Source organism: Parasphingorhabdus sp., assembly GCF_039982395.1.
Lineage (GTDB): Bacteria > Pseudomonadota > Alphaproteobacteria > Sphingomonadales > Sphingomonadaceae > Parasphingorhabdus.
Genome location: NZ_JBDWYO010000006.1, coordinates 318,822 through 334,927 on the forward strand (window position 1 = coordinate 318,822; position 16,106 = coordinate 334,927).

A 16,106-nucleotide genomic window follows, 5' to 3' on the forward strand; every position below is an offset into this window, starting at 1 on the left:
TGATTATTTAGCTTCTGTGCCTTTCGCTGGCTGGTTCAAACGGCGCTCCGCAATACGGGCCCGTTTACCAGTCCGCCCACGAAGATAGTAAAGCTTCGCACGACGCACGATCCCGCGGCGAACCACGGTGATGCTCTCAATATTAGGGGAGTAAAGCGGAAACACACGCTCAACGCCTTCGCCGAACGACATTTTGCGTACGGTGAAATTGGAGCCCATGCCGCGATTGGTCCGTGCGATGCACACACCTTCGAAATTCTGGGTACGAACGCGCTCGCCTTCAACGACGCGAACACCGATGCGCAGCGTATCACCTGCACGAAATTCGGGTACTTCTTTGGAAGCAACAAATGCGTCTACTGCTTCTTTTTCTAGTGTTTGAATCAGGTTCATGACCTATTCCTTATCTTTATCTTTTTCCTGCGCACCAGAGGGCGACTGATCCGGACCGTCCCTGTGACGCTCCCATAAATCCGGCCGCCTTAGCCGTGTATCTTCCTCTGCCCTTTGTTTCCGCCAAGCAGCTATTTTCGCATGATCCCCCGATCGCAAGACTTCAGGGATAATACGCCCTTCCCATTTCTGAGGCCGGGTATACTGCGGATATTCGAGTATTCCGTGTTCGAAACTCTCGTCATCTCCGCTAGAAGTCGCGCCCATTACCCCGGGAAGCAGGCGAATGCAAGCGTCTAAAAGCACCAATGCGCCCATTTCTCCGCCGGATAGAACATAATCGCCGATGGAGACTTGTTCGATTTCGCGGGCATCGAACAAACGTTCGTCAAATCCTTCGAAGCGGCCGCAGATTATGGTAGCGCCGGGACCGGATGCAATTTCGCGGACTCGAGCCTGTGTCAGCGGTTTTCCGCGAGGTGTCATTGCGAGAATTGGCGCGGCTGGTGCACTGACAGCCATTCGTTCCAGAGCATGATCGACCGCCGCCGCCATGACGTCAGCCCGCAAAACCATACCTGCCCCGCCGCCCGCAGGCGTGTCGTCGACGCTGCGGTGCTTGTCGGTCGCAAATTCCCGAGGGTTGATAGTGTCGCATGCCCATTTCCCTTCCGCCAGCGCCCTGCCCGCTAGCGATGTGCCGAGCGGTCCGGGGAACATCTCCGGATAAAGGGTCAGGATTTGCGCATGGAAGGTCATTTACGCTTCCGCGTTTTCCTAATCTCCAGAATAGCAAAGGTCATAATAGAGATCACAAGTGCCATCCCGGCATAAACTAGTACGGTTTTTACCGGATTTTCGTCCATCGCCCGGCTATCAGAAAAGGCGATCAGCACCATACCCGGCGTCAGGATCATCTGTCCCAACAATATTGTGCAGAGCATCCGGATATGCTGATCATATTTCTGGCTCAGCGACCAACCGGCAAAAGCCGGAAGCGCAACCAACAACACAATCAACGCGATAAAGAATATCGGAGCGATCATTCTTCTACAAACTCCGCTTCCACAATGGCAGGGTCATTGCGCATGTCGATCGCGATGACCGGCACCATGAACTTCTTGCCGCTGGCACGCTCAATCTCGATCACGTCGCCCGCGCCAAATTCGTAGATCGCAAATATCTTGCCCAGTTCTTCGCCTGCATCGGAGACACAGCGAAGACCAATGATATCAATATGGTAGAATTCGTCTGAATCCAGCTCCGGCAAGGCGGACCGGGGAATAGTGAGTTCGGTGCCGCGGGCGGCTTCAGCGCCATTGCGGTCGGTGATTTCCGGTATCCGCGCAATCGCACCCATTTTATGGGGCTTCACGGATTTCAGCGTCAAGGCGCCACCGTTGAATGACTTATGTCGCTTGAGGCTATCGAGCCCCTCGCAGAACAGCTTGAGCCGGACTTCCCCGGTCACCCCATGCGCGCCAATAATGACGGCAAGGGGGACGGGCTTGTCCGGATCAACCGTGTCCAAGGATTAACCCTCTGACTTTTCTTCAGCAGGCGCTTCGTCCGCTTTGGCTTCTTCGGCTGGAGCCGCTTCGGCTTCAGGTGCTTCTGCAGCCGCTTCAGGAGCAGCTTCCTCAGCAGCCGGTGCTTCTTCCGCTGGTGTTTCAGCCGGAGCTTCTTCAGCCGGAGCCGCAGCAGCTTCCTTAGCGGCTTCTTCGGCAGCAGCCGCTTTTTCAGCTTTCTCTTCCAAACGCTCGGTGGCTTTCTCGCCTGGCTTGGCTTTGTTCGGATTGTTGCGCGCTTCACGCTTCACCAAACCAGCGGCGTCAAGGAAACGGGCTACACGATCAGAAGGCTGAGCGCCCATATCGAGCCAATGTTTCGCACGCTCGGTATCAAGCACAACACGCTTTTCGTCATCTTTTGCGAGAAGCGGGTTGTAGCTGCCGATCCTTTCGATGAACTTACCGTCGCGAGGCGCACGAACGTCAGCGATAACGATTCTGTAATAAGGGCGTTTCTTGGATCCGCCCCGGGACATTCTAATTGCTACTGCCATTGTAATAAACCTTTCTAAAAATTCTAAAAATTCAATTTGTTACGATTATTTCTTCTTGTTCAATAAATTTGCGAGATCAGGTGGAAGACCGCCAGGAGACATGTCGGGAAGACCGGGCATGCCAGACATGCCGCCATCTTGACCGCCCATGCCAGCTCCTGCGGCTCCACCACCGCCGCCAAACATAGACATAAGTCCTTTGATTCCACCCATCTTCTTGATGCGCTTCATCGCTTTGGCCATTTCCTGATGCATTTTGAGCAGCTTGTTGACGTCCTGCACGGTCGTACCGGAACCAATGGCAACCCGCCGTTTGCGTTTGGCATTGAGGAGGCCAGGCCGTCCGCGTTCTTCTTTGGTCATGGAGCCAATGATCGCATCCATACGAAGCAGCACTTTGTCGTCCATCGCTCCGCCAGCCATTGCTGCCTTGGCCTTTTTCATACCCGGCATCATCGACGCCAGTGCACCGAGGCCGCCCATCTGGGTCATTTGCCGCAATTGCGACCGCAGATCGTTAAGATCAAACTGCCCCTTGAGCATTTTCTCGGCGAGGGCTTCGGATTCTTCCTTGTCGACGACCTGTGAGGCTTTTTCGACCAGACTGACGACATCGCCCATGCCCAATATTCGGCCAGCAACCCGTTCCGGATGGAATTCTTCCAGCGCATCGATCTTTTCGCCGACGCCGACAAATTTTATCGGCTTGCCGGTAACTGCACGCATTGACAAGGCCGCACCACCGCGGGCGTCACCATCCATACGGGTAAGCACGACGCCGCTAAGATCTACCTGATCGGAGAAATTCTGAGCGACATTGACGGCATCCTGACCAGTCAACGCATCGACAACCAAAAGGATTTCCTGGGGTTTTGAGATATCGGCAACAGCCTTCATCTCATCCATCAACTGCTGATCGACGTGGAGCCGTCCGGCGGTATCCAGCATCAACACGTCAAAACCCTGCAATTTTGCAGCTTGTAACGCACGTTTGGCGATTTCGACCGGCTGCTGCCCTTCTACAATAGGCAAGCTGGCGGCATCAATCTGTTCGCCCAATACGGCCAATTGCTCTTGCGCTGCCGGACGGTTGACGTCGAGCGAGGCCATCATGACCTTCTTATTATCTCTGTCTTTCAGCCGCTTGGCGATCTTGGCAGTCGTGGTTGTTTTACCAGAGCCTTGAAGACCAACCATCATGATGATGGCAGGGGGCGCAACTGACAATTCAAGCCCGCTAACCTCAGAGCCGAGCATTTCGGCAATACCGTCGTTGACGATTTTCACGACTTGCTGACCAGGCGTCACAGATTTCAGAACCGATTGACCAACGGCCTTTTCAGTTACTTTCTCAACAAAATCTTTGACGACGGGTAGCGCCACATCGGCTTCGAGCAATGCAATCCGCACTTCCCGCATCGCACCACGAACATCTTCTTCTCTTAACGCGCCGCGGCCGCGTAGCTTGTCAAAAACTCCGCCAAGGCGGTCGCTTAACTTATCAAACATGTTTCCGCCTTCCCTTCAAAACAGCCAGTTTTCCAGCCAACGCAAAAAACGCCGGTGGGCGAAACCTCGCTGACCGACGTGTGAGTTTTTCGAACTCTTAACTGAATTGGCAATGCAATCATTGCCGTTGTTGGCGGCCTAATAGTTGAGTTTGCCAGATATCGCAAGCCCAGACTTCATCATAAATAAATTCATGTTAACCAGAAATTGAGGAGTGCTGAGGCAAAAGGCTGCGCTAAACAACGGGATAACAATCATGGCTCGACCAGCAGCCGATAAACACCTCAAGTCAATGAAGAGCGGATATAAGCTATCTGCCGGGCGTGACGCCATTACCGGTATCATTGTCATTTTGGCAATTCTAATGTTTGTCGGCACCGGCAGCACCGTCGTCACCGATGCGATTGCTGTTCTGTCCGGCAAGGCCGGTGGCAGTGACAATATGCTGGTTTCAGCATTTTTGTTGAACATTGCACTGATCTTGTTTGGCTGGCGACGTTATAAAGACCTCTCTAAGGAAGTTGAAGAACGGGCGATCGCAGAGGAACTGGCCCATTCATTAGCTGCAACCGATCCCCTCACCGGTTTTCTCAATCGCCGCACCATTGGTGAAAAAACCGCTGATATGATCAGCAATGCCCAACGGAAGCAAAAGAGCATCGCGTTCCTGATGCTGGATCTCGACAATTTCAAAAATGTCAACGATATGCACGGTCACAGCGCCGGTGACATTGTCTTGAAACAAGTCGCCGAACGGATTTCTAAACTTGTACCGCCCAATAGCCTGCTAGCGCGACTTGGTGGTGACGAGTTTGCCTGCGCCTTTATTTTCGATCCGGAACAACCGGAAATGGTTGACCGGATCGCTGATGATCTCATTGATTCAATAGCATCACCGATTGTCGAAAATGGCACGCAGCTTGTTGTTACCACCTCGATTGGCATGTCACGCTATGATTTTGAATCCGAGGGCGTCGACGTCCTTATGCGTCGGGCTGACATTGCAATGTACAGCTCTAAGAAACAGGGCCGCAATCGCCATTGCTGGTTTGATGCCAATATGGAGCAGGAACTGCAAACCCGCAGCTTGCTTGAAACCGGCATGCGCGCTGGCATTCCGAAGGGCGAATTCGTTCCTTATTATGAGCAACAGGTCGATCTAGCGACCGGCAAACTCACGGGCTTTGAAATGCTCGCCCGTTGGGAATCTCCCTCGCAGGGCCTTATTTCTCCTGAAGTATTCATTCCCATTGCCGAAGAAACCGGCATGATTGGCGACCTTTCCATCAGCATCATGCGGCAGGCCTTTGATGATGCCAAAAATTGGGACAGCAGCCTGACTATATCGGTGAACATTTCTCCGATCCAGCTGTTGGACCCTTGGCTTGCTCAAAAGATCGTCAAATTGCTTGTAGAGACCGGTTTTCCACCCAATCGTCTCGAAATCGAAATTACCGAGAGTTCATTGTTTGAAAATCTAAGTCTTGCGCAATCTATTGTTGGCAGCTTGAAAAATCAGGGCATCAAGATCGCGCTCGATGATTTCGGCACAGGCTATAGTTCTCTTGCGCATCTGCGCGCCCTGCCCTTTGATCGAATCAAGATCGACCGTAGCTTCGTGACATCCATTCTTCAGAATCCGGAGAGCAAAGCTATTGTGAAAGCCATTACAGGACTGGGTGAAAGCCTCGACATGCCGATCACGGCGGAAGGCATTGAAGACAAAGATACAGAGACCGAGTTGCGCAACCTTGGCTGCGCCAAAGGTCAGGGCTGGCATTATGGCAGGCCGCTTTCCGTCGTTCAGACACGAAAGACTTTGCTAGAACGCAATTTGCTTCCTTCCGCGGACACAGAGGAAGACGTTCCATCCACGGCGGACGAAATTCCCGCACAGAAAACGGCTTAGTTCCAGCAACAACCGGCAATCGTTAGCCGAATTGCTGGACTCCCGCCAACGGCATCCCTAAATCGCCAGACATGACGACGGGACGCTTTCATAAAATGCACGGATTGGGCAATGATTTTGTCATAATCGACGCGCGCGTGCATGGGTTGGAACTGACCAGTGCAAAGGCGGCAGCCATTGCAAATAGGAACAACGGGATTGGCTGCGACCAACTCATCATCCTGAGACCTTCCGACATCGCCGACGTCAGGATGCAAATATTCAATGCGGACGGAAGTGAAGTCGAATCCTGTGGCAATGCGAGCAGATGCGTCGCCAAGCTCATTGGCGATGAAACCCGGATCGAGACCGACGGCGGTATTATTATTGGCAATGCAACTGCCGATGGCGCCATCGTCGACATGGGAATTCCCCAGTTCGATTGGCAATCCATTCCCCTGGCTTATGCCATGGATACGCTCACCATGCCGTTGGGCTGGGAAGATTTGCAAAACCCCTCTGCCGTTAATGTCGGTAACCCACATGTTGTTTTCTTCGTGGAGAATAGCGCGAGTGTGCCGTTAGACCGGCTTGGCCCGATGATCGAAGTGGACCCTTTGTTTCCGGAAAAAGTGAATGTGAATGTCGCACATATTGAAGATGGTGCCATCCAATTGCGCGTCTGGGAGCGCGGTGTCGGCTTGACCAGAGCCTGCGGTACCGGTGCCTGCGCCACTGCCGTTGCGGCCATCAAGCGCGGCCTGGTCAACAGTCCCGTTCAGGTGAGCTTGCCTGGTGGTTCGCTGACTATTTCCTGGCACGAAGACCAAGCCATTCAAATGCAAGGCCCGACGACCTATGTATTTGCCGGCGAAGCCGATTGGGATCAATTCGGATGAGCGCACCGAAGATGATCAGCATGGGATGCCGGCTCAACATTGCCGAAAGCGAAACCCTGCAACAAAATCTAGTCGCCAACAATATTGATGGCGATAATCTCATCATCGTCAACAGTTGTGCCGTGACCAACGAAGCGGTCCGGCAAACCCGCCAGGCCATTCGTCGGGCCAAGAAAGACAATCCCGAAAAGAAAATCATCGTAACCGGTTGTGCTGCGCAGGTTGAGCCCGAGATGTTTTCAACCATGCCCGAAACCAGCGCGGTGGTTGGCAATTTCGACAAATATGACGCTGCCAATTTTAAGCTTGGTTTGCAAAGCAATCGGCCAGACATCCGCGTTTCCGATATCATGCGGGTCACCGAAACTGCGCCTCATATGATCAGTGCTTTTGCGGATCGGTCACGGGCCTTTGTCGAGATTCAAAACGGCTGTGATCATCGCTGTACATTTTGCATCATCCCTTTTGGCCGCGGCAACAGCAGGTCTGTTCCGGCTGGCATCGTCGTCGATCAGGTTCAGGCTTTGGTCGACAAAGGCTTTCAAGAGGTTGTTTTGACTGGCGTGGATGTCACCAGCTATGGCCCTGATCTGCCCGGAGAGCCCACGCTAGGGATGCTGGTGGAGCGTATTATAAAACATGTCCCTAAACTGCCGCGGCTAAGGCTTTCTTCGCTGGACGGAATCGAAATTGATGATCGTTTGTTTGAACTACTGACAGGAGAGGCCCGGATCATGCCGCATGTCCACCTGTCACTTCAGTCTGGCGACGATATGATTTTGAAACGCATGAAGCGGCGTCACAGCCGTGACCAGGCGATTTCTCTCGTAGAAAGGCTGAAAGCAAAACGACCCGAAATAGCCGTTGGTGCCGATATCATAGCAGGGTTTCCGACGGAAACAGATGAGATGTTTGCCAATAGCCAGTCGATAATCGCAAAATGCGATGTTGTTCATGGGCATATATTTCCATATTCGCCGAAACAAGGCACACCGGCGGCTAAAATGCCGCAAGTTGACGGACAAGTGATAAGACAAAGAGCCAAATCCTTGCGCGAGACTGTTGCGCAACGGGCAATGGAATGGCGTCAATCTCTCGTGGGATCCCGACAAGAAGTGCTCGCTGAAATTTCGGGCGATGCAGGATATTCTCCAAATTTTGCACGGGTTCTTTTGGACAATTCTGCAAGCAAAGGTCAGATTGTTCCGGTGGAAATAATGGGCGTACAAGACAAGCAATTGATTGGCAGGGTGGCAGCGTGACCGAAAAAAACAGTTGGAAGGATCGTCTGTTTGGCGGCTTCAGCAAGACATCTTCGCGACTAACTGAAAATCTTGCGGGCCTAGTAACCAAGGCGAAGCTGGATGAAGCCACGCTGGATGACATCGAAGATGCGCTCATCATGTCAGACCTTGGTCCGGCAGCCGCCGCCGCTATTCGAGAAAAACTGGCAGTTGAACGTTTTGAAAAAGGCCTGAGCGAGCTTGCCGTTAAAGAGATTATCCAACGCGAAATCACCGAGATTTTAGAGCCTGTTGCCATTCCATTAGAAATCGACGCCTTTCCGCGCCCACAAGTCATTTTGGTCATCGGCGTCAACGGTTCAGGCAAAACCACAACGATTGCTAAGCTTGCGCATCTCTTTCAAGAACAAGATTATGGCGTGATGCTTGCAGCAGGCGACACATTTCGGGCAGCGGCTATCGGCCAGCTCAAAATCTGGGCTGAAAGACTCGGCGTTCCGATCATCAGCGGCCCACAAGGTGGAGACAGCGCCAGCATAGTATATGAGGGCGTAAAGCAAGGCACGGCGACGGGTATTGACGTCTTGATCGTGGATACCGCCGGACGTCTGCAAAACCGCTCCGAGTTGATGGACGAGCTGGATAAAATCCGCAGGGTATTGGGGCGGCTAAATCCGGAAGCTCCGCATAATGTGGTTCTGGTTCTCGATGCGACAACCGGGCAAAATGCGCTATCTCAGATAGAGGTTTTTCAGGAAGTCGCAAAGGTCACCGGCATTATCATGACGAAACTTGATGGCACGGCTCGTGGTGGCGTCCTGGTGGCTGCTGCGAAGCAATTTGGTTTGCCAATCCATGCTATTGGTATCGGAGAAACCATCGAAGACTTAAAGCCGTTCAAGGCCGAAGATTTGGCAGCCGCCATAGCCGGGATAGAGAAATGACTGAGAATATAGCAATCGAAGAAGACCCAAAGGAACCGCGCGGCCTGAGCTTTGCTCTTGATTTCGGACCGCTGCTGATATTCTTCCTCGTCTATAAATTTGGGGCGCCAGAAGGCAATCCGATCACCGCGGCCATCTATGGCACCGGCGCTTTCATGGTTGCGATTGTCATCGCCATGATCATTTCAAAATGGAAGCTTGGCAAAATTTCACCGATGATGTGGATGTCCGCTATTTTGATTTTGGGCTTTGGCGCCCTCACCATCTATTTTAATGATCCCCGTTTCATCCAGCATAAACCGACAATCATCTACACCGGATTTGCGCTCATATTATTCGGCGGCCTTTTGCGTGGCAAGGCTATGTTAAAGAGCCTTTTGCAGGCCGCATTCGAGGGTTTGAGCGATGAAGGTTGGTTGAAGCTGTCACGCAATTGGGGGATATTTTTCTTGTCCATGGCTGCATTGAACGAATTAATGGTTGCGACACTGAGTTTCGATTGGTGGCTCACCATCAAAGTTTGGGGAATGACCGTGATATCGTTTCTCTTTGCGATCGCCAATATACCGATGCTGATGAAACATGGATTTGCAGTCGAAGAAGAGCCGCGCCCTGAAGACCAGGACGCGGCATAATTATAGGACTATTCTAGCCTTGGTCGGCACGACTGATGCCCTTACCATCCAGGTTCAGCGCGACAAATTCCCAGTCGATTGCATTGTCCAGCAAAGCCGAGACATAGTCGGGACGGGCATTCTGATAATCCAGATAATATGCATGTTCCCAAACATCGAGCGTCAGCAATGGCTTCACGCCGTGCGCCACCGGTGAATCGGCATCATGATATGATGTGATTTTTAGATCATCGCCGTCCATAACCAGCCATGCCCAACCGCTGGCAAAGTGACCGGTAGCCTCGGCTTTAAACTGGGTCTTGAACTCATCGATGGAACCAAAGGCCGCTTCGAGACGGCTTTTCAACTCAGCCGGCATATCTTTTCTCTCGGGCGAGAGACACAGCCAATAGAAGCTGTGATTCCAAACCTGGGCAGCATTGTTAAACAGTCCGCCATCGGCTTCGACAATGATTTCCGACAGCGTTTTCTTCTCATGATCCGTGCCGGCAATCGCGGCATTGGTCTTGCTAACATAGGCATTGTGATGCTTGCCATGATGATAGTTGAATGTTTCTTCAGAGATCAGATCTCCAAAAGACGATTTTGCGTAGGGGAGAGGGGGAAGTTCAAAAGCCATATTATTCATTTTCCATTTTTTCGAGATAGTGGCGCGCAGATACGCCGATAGTTTGGAACATATAGGGATGATTGCCCCATTGCCGATGCTTCCTTGCCAAAAAAGTCCATTTTTTCGTGACATCCTGAAAGCGTCGACATAATGTTAAGCTGTAATAACAAATATGATTGTTGGGGGAAGAATAATGGCGAAGTTTTTTGGAAATCTAAATGCGGTGATGATTGTCAGCTTGCTGCTGACCGTTGCCGTGATGCTCGGACTGCATCCCGGCGAAGTGACAGCCAATTCTGTAATGCGTTGGGCTCATTTGTTCTTCGGCGTTTTGTGGATTGGCCTGCTCTATTATTTCAACTTTGTTCAGGTTCCGCAAATGCCTAACATTCCGGACGAAGCAAAACCGGCAGTTTCCAAGCATATCGCTCCGGCAGCACTCTTCTATTTCCGTTGGGCAGCATTGTTTACGGTCATCACCGGCCTGCTCGTTGCCTATCTTTCCGGCTATGTTCACCAGGCGATGGTTCTGCAAGGACCTTACCGGATGATCGGTGTCGGCATGTGGATTGCAATCATCATGGCGGCCAACGTATGGTTCATCATTTGGCCAAACCAGAAGAAGGTTCTAGGCATTGTTGAAGCTGATGCGGATGCAAAGGCTGCAGCAGGGAAAATGGCGATGATGGCATCGCGGACGAACACCCTGCTCTCTCTGCCAATGTTCTACACAATGATCAGTTTCAACGGTGGCTAAGCCCCGATGTCCATGAATAGAAAAAGGGGCCTCAGGGCCCCTTTTTTATGACCCTAAGAGATCATGTCGCTTGAGAGAATGGCGCAGCTGATCATAAGTTAGGTTCAGTGCTTTGGCGGTCTGTCGCTGATTGTAACGCGATTTGGCCAACGCAGATTCCAAAATCCGCTTCTCATAGGCTTCTACCGCTTCTTTCATATCGTCAACATCGTTGAATAGCGGCTCCGTCGCAGCCACTTCATTTTGCGCCGTAGGAGCGTCTGAGACAGGATTGACCTCTGCTTCCGGCGCAGACGTGTCCTTCGCCTCTTTTGGTTTCCACGGGGAAGCAAAAGGATCGAAAACAACATGATCTACCGGCATCGAATGGTCATTCCACTGATAGACGGCGCGTTCTATGACATTGCGCAACTCACGGACGTTGCCTGGCCAGTCATGGCGGTTCAGCGCCTCTGATGCTAAGCGACCAAAGCCGGGCCAGGCTGGCCATTCCAGTTCGGCAGCCATTCGTCTGCCGAAATAGTCGGTCAGCACCGGGATATCGCCTTCCCGAACTCGCAATGGTGGTAATGTAACAACTTCAAATGACAATCGATCGAGCAAATCAGCACGAAACTTATTTTCATCAGCCATTTTGGGCAGATCTGCATTGGTCGCAGCAACGATACGCACATCCACACGCTGGGGTCGGGATGAACCAATTCTAGTAATTTCCCCATATTCGACGGCGCGCAACAGGCGCTCTTGGGCGCCCGTTGATAGCGTTCCCAATTCATCGAGGAACAAAGTTCCTCCATCCGCCTCTTCAAACCGCCCTACCCGCGCCTTTGTTGCGCCCGTAAAGGCGCCTGCTTCGTGACCGAATAGCTCCGCCTCGATCAGCGTTTCCGGCATGGCAGCACAATTAAGGGTGATGAACGGCCCGTCCCAGCGCAAACTTAGGCGGTGAAGCCGTTCTGCGATCAGCTCCTTACCGGTACCGCGTTCGCCAACAACAAGGACGGGACGGTCCAGCGGTGCCGCGCGACTGGCCTTTTCCACTGCGTCTAGAAAAGCCCCCGACTCCCCAACAAATTGACCTTCGCGTTCCATGCCCAACATATAGTGGTAATTCCCACTAAATAGCAAATAATACCATACCTCTCTTCGAAGAAAAAGCACATTTCCTATTAATATCAATGCTTTATATAAGTTGGCACGGCTTCTGCAACGTAGGTTTCATATACGAAACACATCATCATCTGGAGGACAATATGCCCGCATTGAACAAAATGAGCCGTACCGATATTTCAGCGGTTATCTCAGTTCTGCTCTTTAGCATGACGATTTTGATCAGCGCAGTCGGCCCCGCACAGGCTGAAGGCACAATGGCCAATAGCCAGAACGCTTCCCCTTCTGTTGTCTTCGGTAACTCAGGTTATCGGGCATGACAGACAAATTGGCCGGGACCACTTCTTTCCCCCTTGCCGAAGTTAAGTCCCGGCCACCTTTTGAAATTCAACAAGATGATGTAGAACAAGACTGGAGCACAGGCTCTAACAAGTTCAAACCCAATCAAAGACGAAACCGGAGTATGTACATGGCAGGTATTTTTTCAAGAACGCGAGACATCATCGCCGCCAACGTCACGGACATGCTGGACAAAGCCGAAGACCCATCAAAAATGATCCGCATGATCATTTTGGAAATGGAAGAAACGCTTGTCGAGGTACGCGCTTCCGCCGCCCGGACCATCGCCGATCAAAAGGAAATGCGCCGTCACATCGACAAGCTCGACCATTTGACCGAAGACTGGAGCGAGAAAGCCCAACTCGCCCTCTCCAAGGATCGCGAAGATCTTGCAAAAGCCGCATTGGTCGAGCGTCGGAAAGCCGCTGATATGTCGAATGAATTGAAAGCAGAGATTCAGGTCCTCGATGACGCGCTCCGCGCTTCAGAAGGCGACATCGCCAAATTGCAGAAGAAACTGCAGGAAGCCCGCTCGCGTCAGAGCAGCCTGGTCAATCGCCTTGAGAGCGCTGAAAACCGCGTAAAACTGCGTGAAATGTACAATGGCGAGAAGGTCCATGACGCCTTTTCCCGCTTTGAATATCTTGAACGCCAGGTCGATTTTGCTGAAGGCCGTGCTGACTCACTAGGAATGGGCGGAGAACCGCAAAGTCTGGAAAGTCAGATCGCCGCGCTGGAATCCAGTGAAAAGGTTGATGAAGAATTGGAAGCCATGAAGGCAGCTATGAAAAAAGGTGACGCATAATGCAGGAAGAACTCATCATCATTCCCATCGTCATGGGAACATTGTTCATCGGTCTCCCCTGGTTGATTTTCCACTATGTGACTAAATGGAAAACCGCAGCGACAATCACCAACGAAGACGAAAATCTGTTGGAAGAATTGCACCACATGGCGCGCCGTCTTGACGACAGAATGGACACCATTGAGCGGATAATGGCTGCAGACAATCCTGATTGGCGGCAATCCGCCCTTCCGGCACCAACCGCGACCCCCGCCCCGACGCTCGAAAATTTTGACGAGCTTCTGAAAAAGGAAAGGACAACTTCATGACCTCTTCTCGCACCAAATTCTATCTCGACAAGAAACGCGCAAAATGGAGCGGTGTCTGTGCCGGGATCGCTGACTATACTGGGATTAATGTCGCTTGGGTTCGCCTCGCTGCGATCGTAGCGACAGTCACCTTCGCCTTCCCTTGGACCCTTGTGGCTTACTGGGTGGCTGCGAAGATATCCGACCCAAAACCCGTGGGCCTGTATCTCAGCGATCCGGAAGACGCGAAATTCTGGCAAGGTGTCCGCCAATCGCCGCGCCGCACGAGCCGCGATATCAAATCCCGCTTTCGGGAAATCGATCGCAAGCTGGCCGATATGGAACTTTACTACACCAGCAAGAACACAACGCTGTCGAACGAGATTGAAAATCTGCGCTGAGCGCTTGAAGAGGGAGACTGAATATGGATTGGGGAAGCCCTGAAGTTGTCATCGCCATCATCGCTATCAGCACCGGAGGATGGATCATCAACAACTGGATCAGAGCCAAACACGGCTACGAACTGGAGAATGAATGGGGCGGTACAACACCAAAAAACAGTCCGGACGAGCAACGTAAGATCGAACTGCTATCCAACGAGAATGAAGAGTTGGTGGGCAAGATAGACCGCTTACAGGAACGCCTGCAAGTGCTCGAACGGATTGCCACAGACCCCGCGAAACGAACCGCGGACGAAATTGAAGCCTTAAGGGAGAAAAATTGATGAGCCCGGATAAAGTATCCATCCTTGTTGAACTTGTTCCGTTTTTAGCGGTCGGATGTGTCGCAATCACTGTCGGTTGGGTTCTCACCACCTGGTTGCGGATCAAAAACGGCTACCCGCTAGAAAACCAATGGGGAAAGTCCGTCTATCCCAAGACCGATCAGGAAGCCGTCGAAAGAGTCAAATTGCTGACCAATGAAAATGCAGAACTGCGTGCCGAAATTGGATCGATGAAGGACCGTCTGGGCAATGTTGAACGGATTGTCACTGATGACAGCCATCGCTTGACCCAGGAAATCGAACAGCTTCGCGACAAGCGCACCAACTGAAGGAACGCGCAATGGGACCGAATGAGATCATAACGTTCTTCCTGATTGTTGTCGGACTGCCAGTGACGCTTGGCGTTGCAAGCCATATCTACAAAGAGCGACTGAAGTTTAAAACCAAGCAGCTTGAAGCCGTGAGCCACGAAACGGCTGAAAAAGCAGCGCAATATGTAGCGCATAGCGAAAAACTGGAACAGCGCGTTCGGGTTTTGGAACGGATCATAACCGACAAGGGCTTTGATGTTTCCATGCAAATTGAAGATTTACGCGGCGCCTCAGAAACGAAGGAATTGAATTGATGGAAGGTATTATCGCCCTACTCATACCATTTGGAGCATTTGCCGTTGCTGGCTTTGCCATCTGGACCGGTCACCAACGCAAAATGGTCAAGATGCGGGGGGAGCTGCCCACAACCCACGATGCCGATACCGAACGTATGCGTGAAGAGATGAAATATCTCAAAGACCGTGTCGCCGTGCTGGAACAGATTACGACCGACGGGCACAGCACCAAGCAACTCGAGAATGAAATTGAGCAGCTGCGAGACCGCTAAACAAACGCCAAAAGGTTTGAAGGGAGTGATTGAATGAATCCGTTTGAAATGGTTGTTGCCATCATCATCGTAATAACAATCGGGAAAGTACTGAGCACGAGATTCCGGGCGCAAAATGGCATTGCCGAAGACAAGGATGGAAATGCCATGATTACGAGCGATCCAGATTCTGGGCGCCTCAAAGAAGAAGTGACCTATCTGAAAGAGCGCGTCGCCGTGCTGGAGAAGATTGCCACTGATGGTCGCGGTGCGCGCGAACTCGAAGATGAGATTGAAAAATTGCGAGACCGGTAACACGGTCCGGAAAGTATAAGGACAAGCAAGATGCAAGAACCTGCTTTTTATATGATCACCGCGGCCTTTTCGCTCATTGGCCTTACCGTTTTGTCACTGGTCGCCTTGCGCGGATGGCGTGACTGGATCGCGTTAAAATCTCGTGAACTCGAGCAACTGCGCGAGAATAATCCGCCTACAGCGACGTCGCGGATTGAAGTTGCGGATCTTAAAGAACGCATCCGCAATCTGGAAGCAATCGCCGCGGGCGTAGAGCTTTAAAACCAATCTCCATTTCAAAAGGGGATGACGTCTATCCCCTGCCCTGCTAGCGCGCTTCGCATGAGCAAAATTGACGATCTAATCGAAGAATATGAATTCCTGGAGCCCGATGATCGCTATCGGCTGCTTATCGATCTCGGCAAAGAGCTTGATGCGATGCCCGATGCGCTCAAAACCGATGCGACGCTGGTTCGTGGTTGCTCTGCTTCTGTCTGGGTTTATCCCACCAAATTGGATGACGGTCGGCTGCATTTTCTAGCCGATAGCAATGCGGCAATCACCAAAGGCATTATCGCGCTTGTGCTGGAAACCGTTCAGGATCAGACGGCAGACCATATCAAAGCAACGGACATCACCGCCGTATTGGAGCCTTTTGATCTAAAAAATCAACTCAGCTCCAATCGCACCCAGGGCATTCCCAACATGATCTCACTGATACGGCAGACAGCCGAGAGATTCTAGG

At 51.8% G+C, this 16,106-nt stretch carries 25 protein-coding genes; 17 read left to right on the forward strand and 8 right to left on the reverse strand.

Going from position 1 to position 16,106, the window contains the following annotated elements; all coding sequences use genetic code 11:
• Nucleotides 1-3: 3 nt before the first annotated feature.
• From rplS to ffh, 6 genes are read right to left on the reverse strand one after another with little or no spacing between them, the layout of a single operon-like run.
• On the reverse strand, nucleotides 4-393 hold the full coding sequence (gene rplS / locus ABJV08_RS11650) for a 50S ribosomal protein L19 (protein WP_348038166.1): 390 nt from the start codon (nucleotides 391-393) through the stop codon (nucleotides 4-6).
• Nucleotides 394-396: 3 nt separating this feature from the next.
• Nucleotides 397-1,152 (reverse strand): tRNA (guanosine(37)-N1)-methyltransferase TrmD, encoded by a 756-nt coding sequence (gene trmD / locus ABJV08_RS11655; protein WP_348038165.1) that lies wholly within the window; start codon nucleotides 1,150-1,152, stop codon nucleotides 397-399.
• Entirely contained in the window at nucleotides 1,149-1,439 is a 291-nt protein-coding gene (locus ABJV08_RS11660) for a hypothetical protein (RefSeq protein WP_348038164.1), read from the reverse strand. The genes trmD and ABJV08_RS11660 overlap by 4 nt, the downstream gene beginning before the upstream one ends.
• Nucleotides 1,436-1,924, reverse strand: coding sequence for a ribosome maturation factor RimM (gene rimM / locus ABJV08_RS11665; RefSeq protein WP_348038163.1), 489 nt, complete (start codon nucleotides 1,922-1,924; stop codon nucleotides 1,436-1,438). The genes ABJV08_RS11660 and rimM overlap by 4 nt, the downstream gene beginning before the upstream one ends.
• 3 nt (nucleotides 1,925-1,927) lie before the next feature.
• A complete protein-coding gene (rpsP, locus tag ABJV08_RS11670) occupies nucleotides 1,928-2,458 on the reverse strand; it encodes a 30S ribosomal protein S16 (RefSeq protein WP_348038161.1) in 531 nt (176 codons plus the stop codon).
• A 45-nt stretch (nucleotides 2,459-2,503) separates the two neighbouring features.
• A complete protein-coding gene (ffh, locus tag ABJV08_RS11675; protein WP_348038159.1) occupies nucleotides 2,504-3,967 on the reverse strand; it encodes a signal recognition particle protein in 1,464 nt (487 codons plus the stop codon).
• Nucleotides 3,968-4,259: 292 nt separating this feature from the next.
• On the opposite strand from ffh, the gene ABJV08_RS11680 reads away from it, so the two are divergent.
• The 5 genes from ABJV08_RS11680 (at nucleotide 4,260) to ABJV08_RS11700 (ending at nucleotide 9,577) form a co-directional block, all read left to right on the forward strand.
• Entirely contained in the window at nucleotides 4,260-5,876 is a 1,617-nt protein-coding gene (locus tag ABJV08_RS11680) for an EAL domain-containing protein (RefSeq protein ID WP_348038157.1), read from the forward strand.
• Nucleotides 5,877-5,947: 71 nt separating this feature from the next.
• The gene (gene dapF, locus ABJV08_RS11685) at nucleotides 5,948-6,754 is read left to right on the forward strand and encodes a diaminopimelate epimerase (RefSeq protein WP_348038155.1); all 807 of its coding nucleotides are present in this window, start codon (nucleotides 5,948-5,950) and stop codon (nucleotides 6,752-6,754) included.
• The gene (gene mtaB, locus ABJV08_RS11690) at nucleotides 6,751-8,016 is read left to right on the forward strand and encodes a tRNA (N(6)-L-threonylcarbamoyladenosine(37)-C(2))-methylthiotransferase MtaB (protein ID WP_348038154.1); all 1,266 of its coding nucleotides are present in this window, start codon (nucleotides 6,751-6,753) and stop codon (nucleotides 8,014-8,016) included. The genes dapF and mtaB overlap by 4 nt, the downstream gene beginning before the upstream one ends.
• Entirely contained in the window at nucleotides 8,013-8,942 is a 930-nt protein-coding gene (ftsY, locus tag ABJV08_RS11695) for a signal recognition particle-docking protein FtsY (RefSeq protein WP_348038152.1), read from the forward strand. The genes mtaB and ftsY overlap by 4 nt, the downstream gene beginning before the upstream one ends.
• The gene (locus ABJV08_RS11700; RefSeq protein WP_348038150.1) at nucleotides 8,939-9,577 is read left to right on the forward strand and encodes an inner membrane-spanning protein YciB; all 639 of its coding nucleotides are present in this window, start codon (nucleotides 8,939-8,941) and stop codon (nucleotides 9,575-9,577) included. Before ftsY ends, ABJV08_RS11700 begins: the two co-directional genes overlap by 4 nt.
• Nucleotides 9,578-9,590: 13 nt before the next feature.
• Here ABJV08_RS11700 and ABJV08_RS11705 read toward each other — a convergent pair whose 3' ends face one another.
• Nucleotides 9,591-10,196 carry a superoxide dismutase gene (locus ABJV08_RS11705; protein WP_348038148.1) on the reverse strand — a complete coding sequence of 202 codons (606 nt, stop codon included), beginning with the start codon at nucleotides 10,194-10,196 and terminating at the stop codon, nucleotides 9,591-9,593.
• Between the two features lie 184 nt (nucleotides 10,197-10,380).
• Between ABJV08_RS11705 and ABJV08_RS11710 the strand changes: the two genes are divergently transcribed.
• Entirely contained in the window at nucleotides 10,381-10,944 is a 564-nt protein-coding gene (locus ABJV08_RS11710; RefSeq protein WP_348038146.1) for a urate hydroxylase PuuD, read from the forward strand.
• Between the two features lie 45 nt (nucleotides 10,945-10,989).
• Here the strand turns inward: ABJV08_RS11710 and pspF are convergent, their stop codons facing one another.
• Entirely contained in the window at nucleotides 10,990-12,036 is a 1,047-nt protein-coding gene (gene pspF, locus ABJV08_RS11715; protein WP_348038144.1) for a phage shock protein operon transcriptional activator, read from the reverse strand.
• 161 nt (nucleotides 12,037-12,197) lie between these two features.
• Here pspF and ABJV08_RS11720 point away from each other — a divergent pair, with 161 nt between their 5' ends.
• The 11 genes from ABJV08_RS11720 to ABJV08_RS11770 all read left to right on the forward strand — a co-directional run bounded on the left by ABJV08_RS11720 (nucleotide 12,198) and on the right by ABJV08_RS11770 (nucleotide 16,105).
• Complete coding sequence (locus tag ABJV08_RS11720; protein WP_348038142.1) at nucleotides 12,198-12,374, forward strand: hypothetical protein; 177 nt, start codon at nucleotides 12,198-12,200, stop codon at nucleotides 12,372-12,374.
• A 149-nt stretch (nucleotides 12,375-12,523) separates the two neighbouring features.
• The gene (gene pspA, locus ABJV08_RS11725; RefSeq protein WP_348038226.1) at nucleotides 12,524-13,198 is read left to right on the forward strand and encodes a phage shock protein PspA; all 675 of its coding nucleotides are present in this window, start codon (nucleotides 12,524-12,526) and stop codon (nucleotides 13,196-13,198) included.
• Complete coding sequence (pspB, locus tag ABJV08_RS11730; protein WP_348038140.1) at nucleotides 13,198-13,506, forward strand: envelope stress response membrane protein PspB; 309 nt, start codon at nucleotides 13,198-13,200, stop codon at nucleotides 13,504-13,506. Before pspA ends, pspB begins: the two co-directional genes overlap by 1 nt.
• A complete protein-coding gene (pspC, locus tag ABJV08_RS11735) occupies nucleotides 13,503-13,886 on the forward strand; it encodes an envelope stress response membrane protein PspC (protein WP_348038138.1) in 384 nt (127 codons plus the stop codon). Before pspB ends, pspC begins: the two co-directional genes overlap by 4 nt.
• A gap of 23 nt (nucleotides 13,887-13,909) precedes the next feature.
• Nucleotides 13,910-14,209 (forward strand): hypothetical protein, encoded by a 300-nt coding sequence (locus ABJV08_RS11740; protein ID WP_348038136.1) that lies wholly within the window; start codon nucleotides 13,910-13,912, stop codon nucleotides 14,207-14,209.
• On the forward strand, nucleotides 14,209-14,538 hold the full coding sequence (locus tag ABJV08_RS11745) for a hypothetical protein (RefSeq protein ID WP_348038134.1): 330 nt from the start codon (nucleotides 14,209-14,211) through the stop codon (nucleotides 14,536-14,538). The genes ABJV08_RS11740 and ABJV08_RS11745 overlap by 1 nt, the downstream gene beginning before the upstream one ends.
• Nucleotides 14,539-14,549: 11 nt before the next feature.
• Nucleotides 14,550-14,834: a hypothetical protein gene (locus ABJV08_RS11750; RefSeq protein ID WP_348038132.1), complete on the forward strand. Its 285-nt coding sequence runs from the start codon at nucleotides 14,550-14,552 to the stop codon at nucleotides 14,832-14,834.
• Nucleotides 14,834-15,088 carry a hypothetical protein gene (locus tag ABJV08_RS11755; RefSeq protein WP_348038130.1) on the forward strand — a complete coding sequence of 85 codons (255 nt, stop codon included), beginning with the start codon at nucleotides 14,834-14,836 and terminating at the stop codon, nucleotides 15,086-15,088. Before ABJV08_RS11750 ends, ABJV08_RS11755 begins: the two co-directional genes overlap by 1 nt.
• A gap of 33 nt (nucleotides 15,089-15,121) precedes the next feature.
• Nucleotides 15,122-15,382 carry a hypothetical protein gene (locus tag ABJV08_RS11760; RefSeq protein ID WP_348038128.1) on the forward strand — a complete coding sequence of 87 codons (261 nt, stop codon included), beginning with the start codon at nucleotides 15,122-15,124 and terminating at the stop codon, nucleotides 15,380-15,382.
• Nucleotides 15,383-15,412: 30 nt separating this feature from the next.
• A complete protein-coding gene (locus tag ABJV08_RS11765) occupies nucleotides 15,413-15,643 on the forward strand; it encodes a hypothetical protein (RefSeq protein WP_348038126.1) in 231 nt (76 codons plus the stop codon).
• Nucleotides 15,644-15,703: 60 nt separating this feature from the next.
• Entirely contained in the window at nucleotides 15,704-16,105 is a 402-nt protein-coding gene (locus tag ABJV08_RS11770) for a SufE family protein (protein ID WP_348038124.1), read from the forward strand.
• Nucleotide 16,106 lies beyond the last annotated feature (1 nt).

What these genes read in the sequence shown, in the direction of transcription:
- trmD (WP_348038165.1), bottom strand. Translation starts at nt 1,152, where the DNA reads ATGACCTTCCATGCGCAAATCCTGACCCTTTATCCGGAGATGTTCCCC.
- ABJV08_RS11710 (WP_348038146.1), top strand. Translation starts at nt 10,381, where the DNA reads ATGGCGAAGTTTTTTGGAAATCTAAATGCGGTGATGATTGTCAGCTTG.
- pspB (WP_348038140.1), top strand. Translation starts at nt 13,198, where the DNA reads ATGCAGGAAGAACTCATCATCATTCCCATCGTCATGGGAACATTGTTC.
- ABJV08_RS11720 (WP_348038142.1), top strand. Translation starts at nt 12,198, where the DNA reads ATGCCCGCATTGAACAAAATGAGCCGTACCGATATTTCAGCGGTTATC.
- dapF (WP_348038155.1), top strand. Translation starts at nt 5,948, where the DNA reads ATGACGACGGGACGCTTTCATAAAATGCACGGATTGGGCAATGATTTT.
- ABJV08_RS11660 (WP_348038164.1), bottom strand. Translation starts at nt 1,439, where the DNA reads ATGATCGCTCCGATATTCTTTATCGCGTTGATTGTGTTGTTGGTTGCG.
- ABJV08_RS11745 (WP_348038134.1), top strand. Translation starts at nt 14,209, where the DNA reads ATGAGCCCGGATAAAGTATCCATCCTTGTTGAACTTGTTCCGTTTTTA.
- ABJV08_RS11770 (WP_348038124.1), top strand. Translation starts at nt 15,704, where the DNA reads ATGAGCAAAATTGACGATCTAATCGAAGAATATGAATTCCTGGAGCCC.
- ABJV08_RS11680 (WP_348038157.1), top strand. Translation starts at nt 4,260, where the DNA reads ATGAAGAGCGGATATAAGCTATCTGCCGGGCGTGACGCCATTACCGGT.
- ABJV08_RS11760 (WP_348038128.1), top strand. Translation starts at nt 15,122, where the DNA reads ATGAATCCGTTTGAAATGGTTGTTGCCATCATCATCGTAATAACAATC.
- ffh (WP_348038159.1), bottom strand. Translation starts at nt 3,967, where the DNA reads ATGTTTGATAAGTTAAGCGACCGCCTTGGCGGAGTTTTTGACAAGCTA.
- ABJV08_RS11705 (WP_348038148.1), bottom strand. Translation starts at nt 10,196, where the DNA reads ATGGCTTTTGAACTTCCCCCTCTCCCCTACGCAAAATCGTCTTTTGGA.
- ABJV08_RS11750 (WP_348038132.1), top strand. Translation starts at nt 14,550, where the DNA reads ATGGGACCGAATGAGATCATAACGTTCTTCCTGATTGTTGTCGGACTG.
- mtaB (WP_348038154.1), top strand. Translation starts at nt 6,751, where the DNA reads ATGAGCGCACCGAAGATGATCAGCATGGGATGCCGGCTCAACATTGCC.
- pspF (WP_348038144.1), bottom strand. Translation starts at nt 12,036, where the DNA reads ATGGAACGCGAAGGTCAATTTGTTGGGGAGTCGGGGGCTTTTCTAGAC.
- ABJV08_RS11765 (WP_348038126.1), top strand. Translation starts at nt 15,413, where the DNA reads ATGCAAGAACCTGCTTTTTATATGATCACCGCGGCCTTTTCGCTCATT.
- ABJV08_RS11700 (WP_348038150.1), top strand. Translation starts at nt 8,939, where the DNA reads ATGACTGAGAATATAGCAATCGAAGAAGACCCAAAGGAACCGCGCGGC.
- pspC (WP_348038138.1), top strand. Translation starts at nt 13,503, where the DNA reads ATGACCTCTTCTCGCACCAAATTCTATCTCGACAAGAAACGCGCAAAA.
- rpsP (WP_348038161.1), bottom strand. Translation starts at nt 2,458, where the DNA reads ATGGCAGTAGCAATTAGAATGTCCCGGGGCGGATCCAAGAAACGCCCT.
- pspA (WP_348038226.1), top strand. Translation starts at nt 12,524, where the DNA reads ATGGCAGGTATTTTTTCAAGAACGCGAGACATCATCGCCGCCAACGTC.
- rplS (WP_348038166.1), bottom strand. Translation starts at nt 393, where the DNA reads ATGAACCTGATTCAAACACTAGAAAAAGAAGCAGTAGACGCATTTGTT.
- ABJV08_RS11740 (WP_348038136.1), top strand. Translation starts at nt 13,910, where the DNA reads ATGGATTGGGGAAGCCCTGAAGTTGTCATCGCCATCATCGCTATCAGC.
- ABJV08_RS11755 (WP_348038130.1), top strand. Translation starts at nt 14,834, where the DNA reads ATGGAAGGTATTATCGCCCTACTCATACCATTTGGAGCATTTGCCGTT.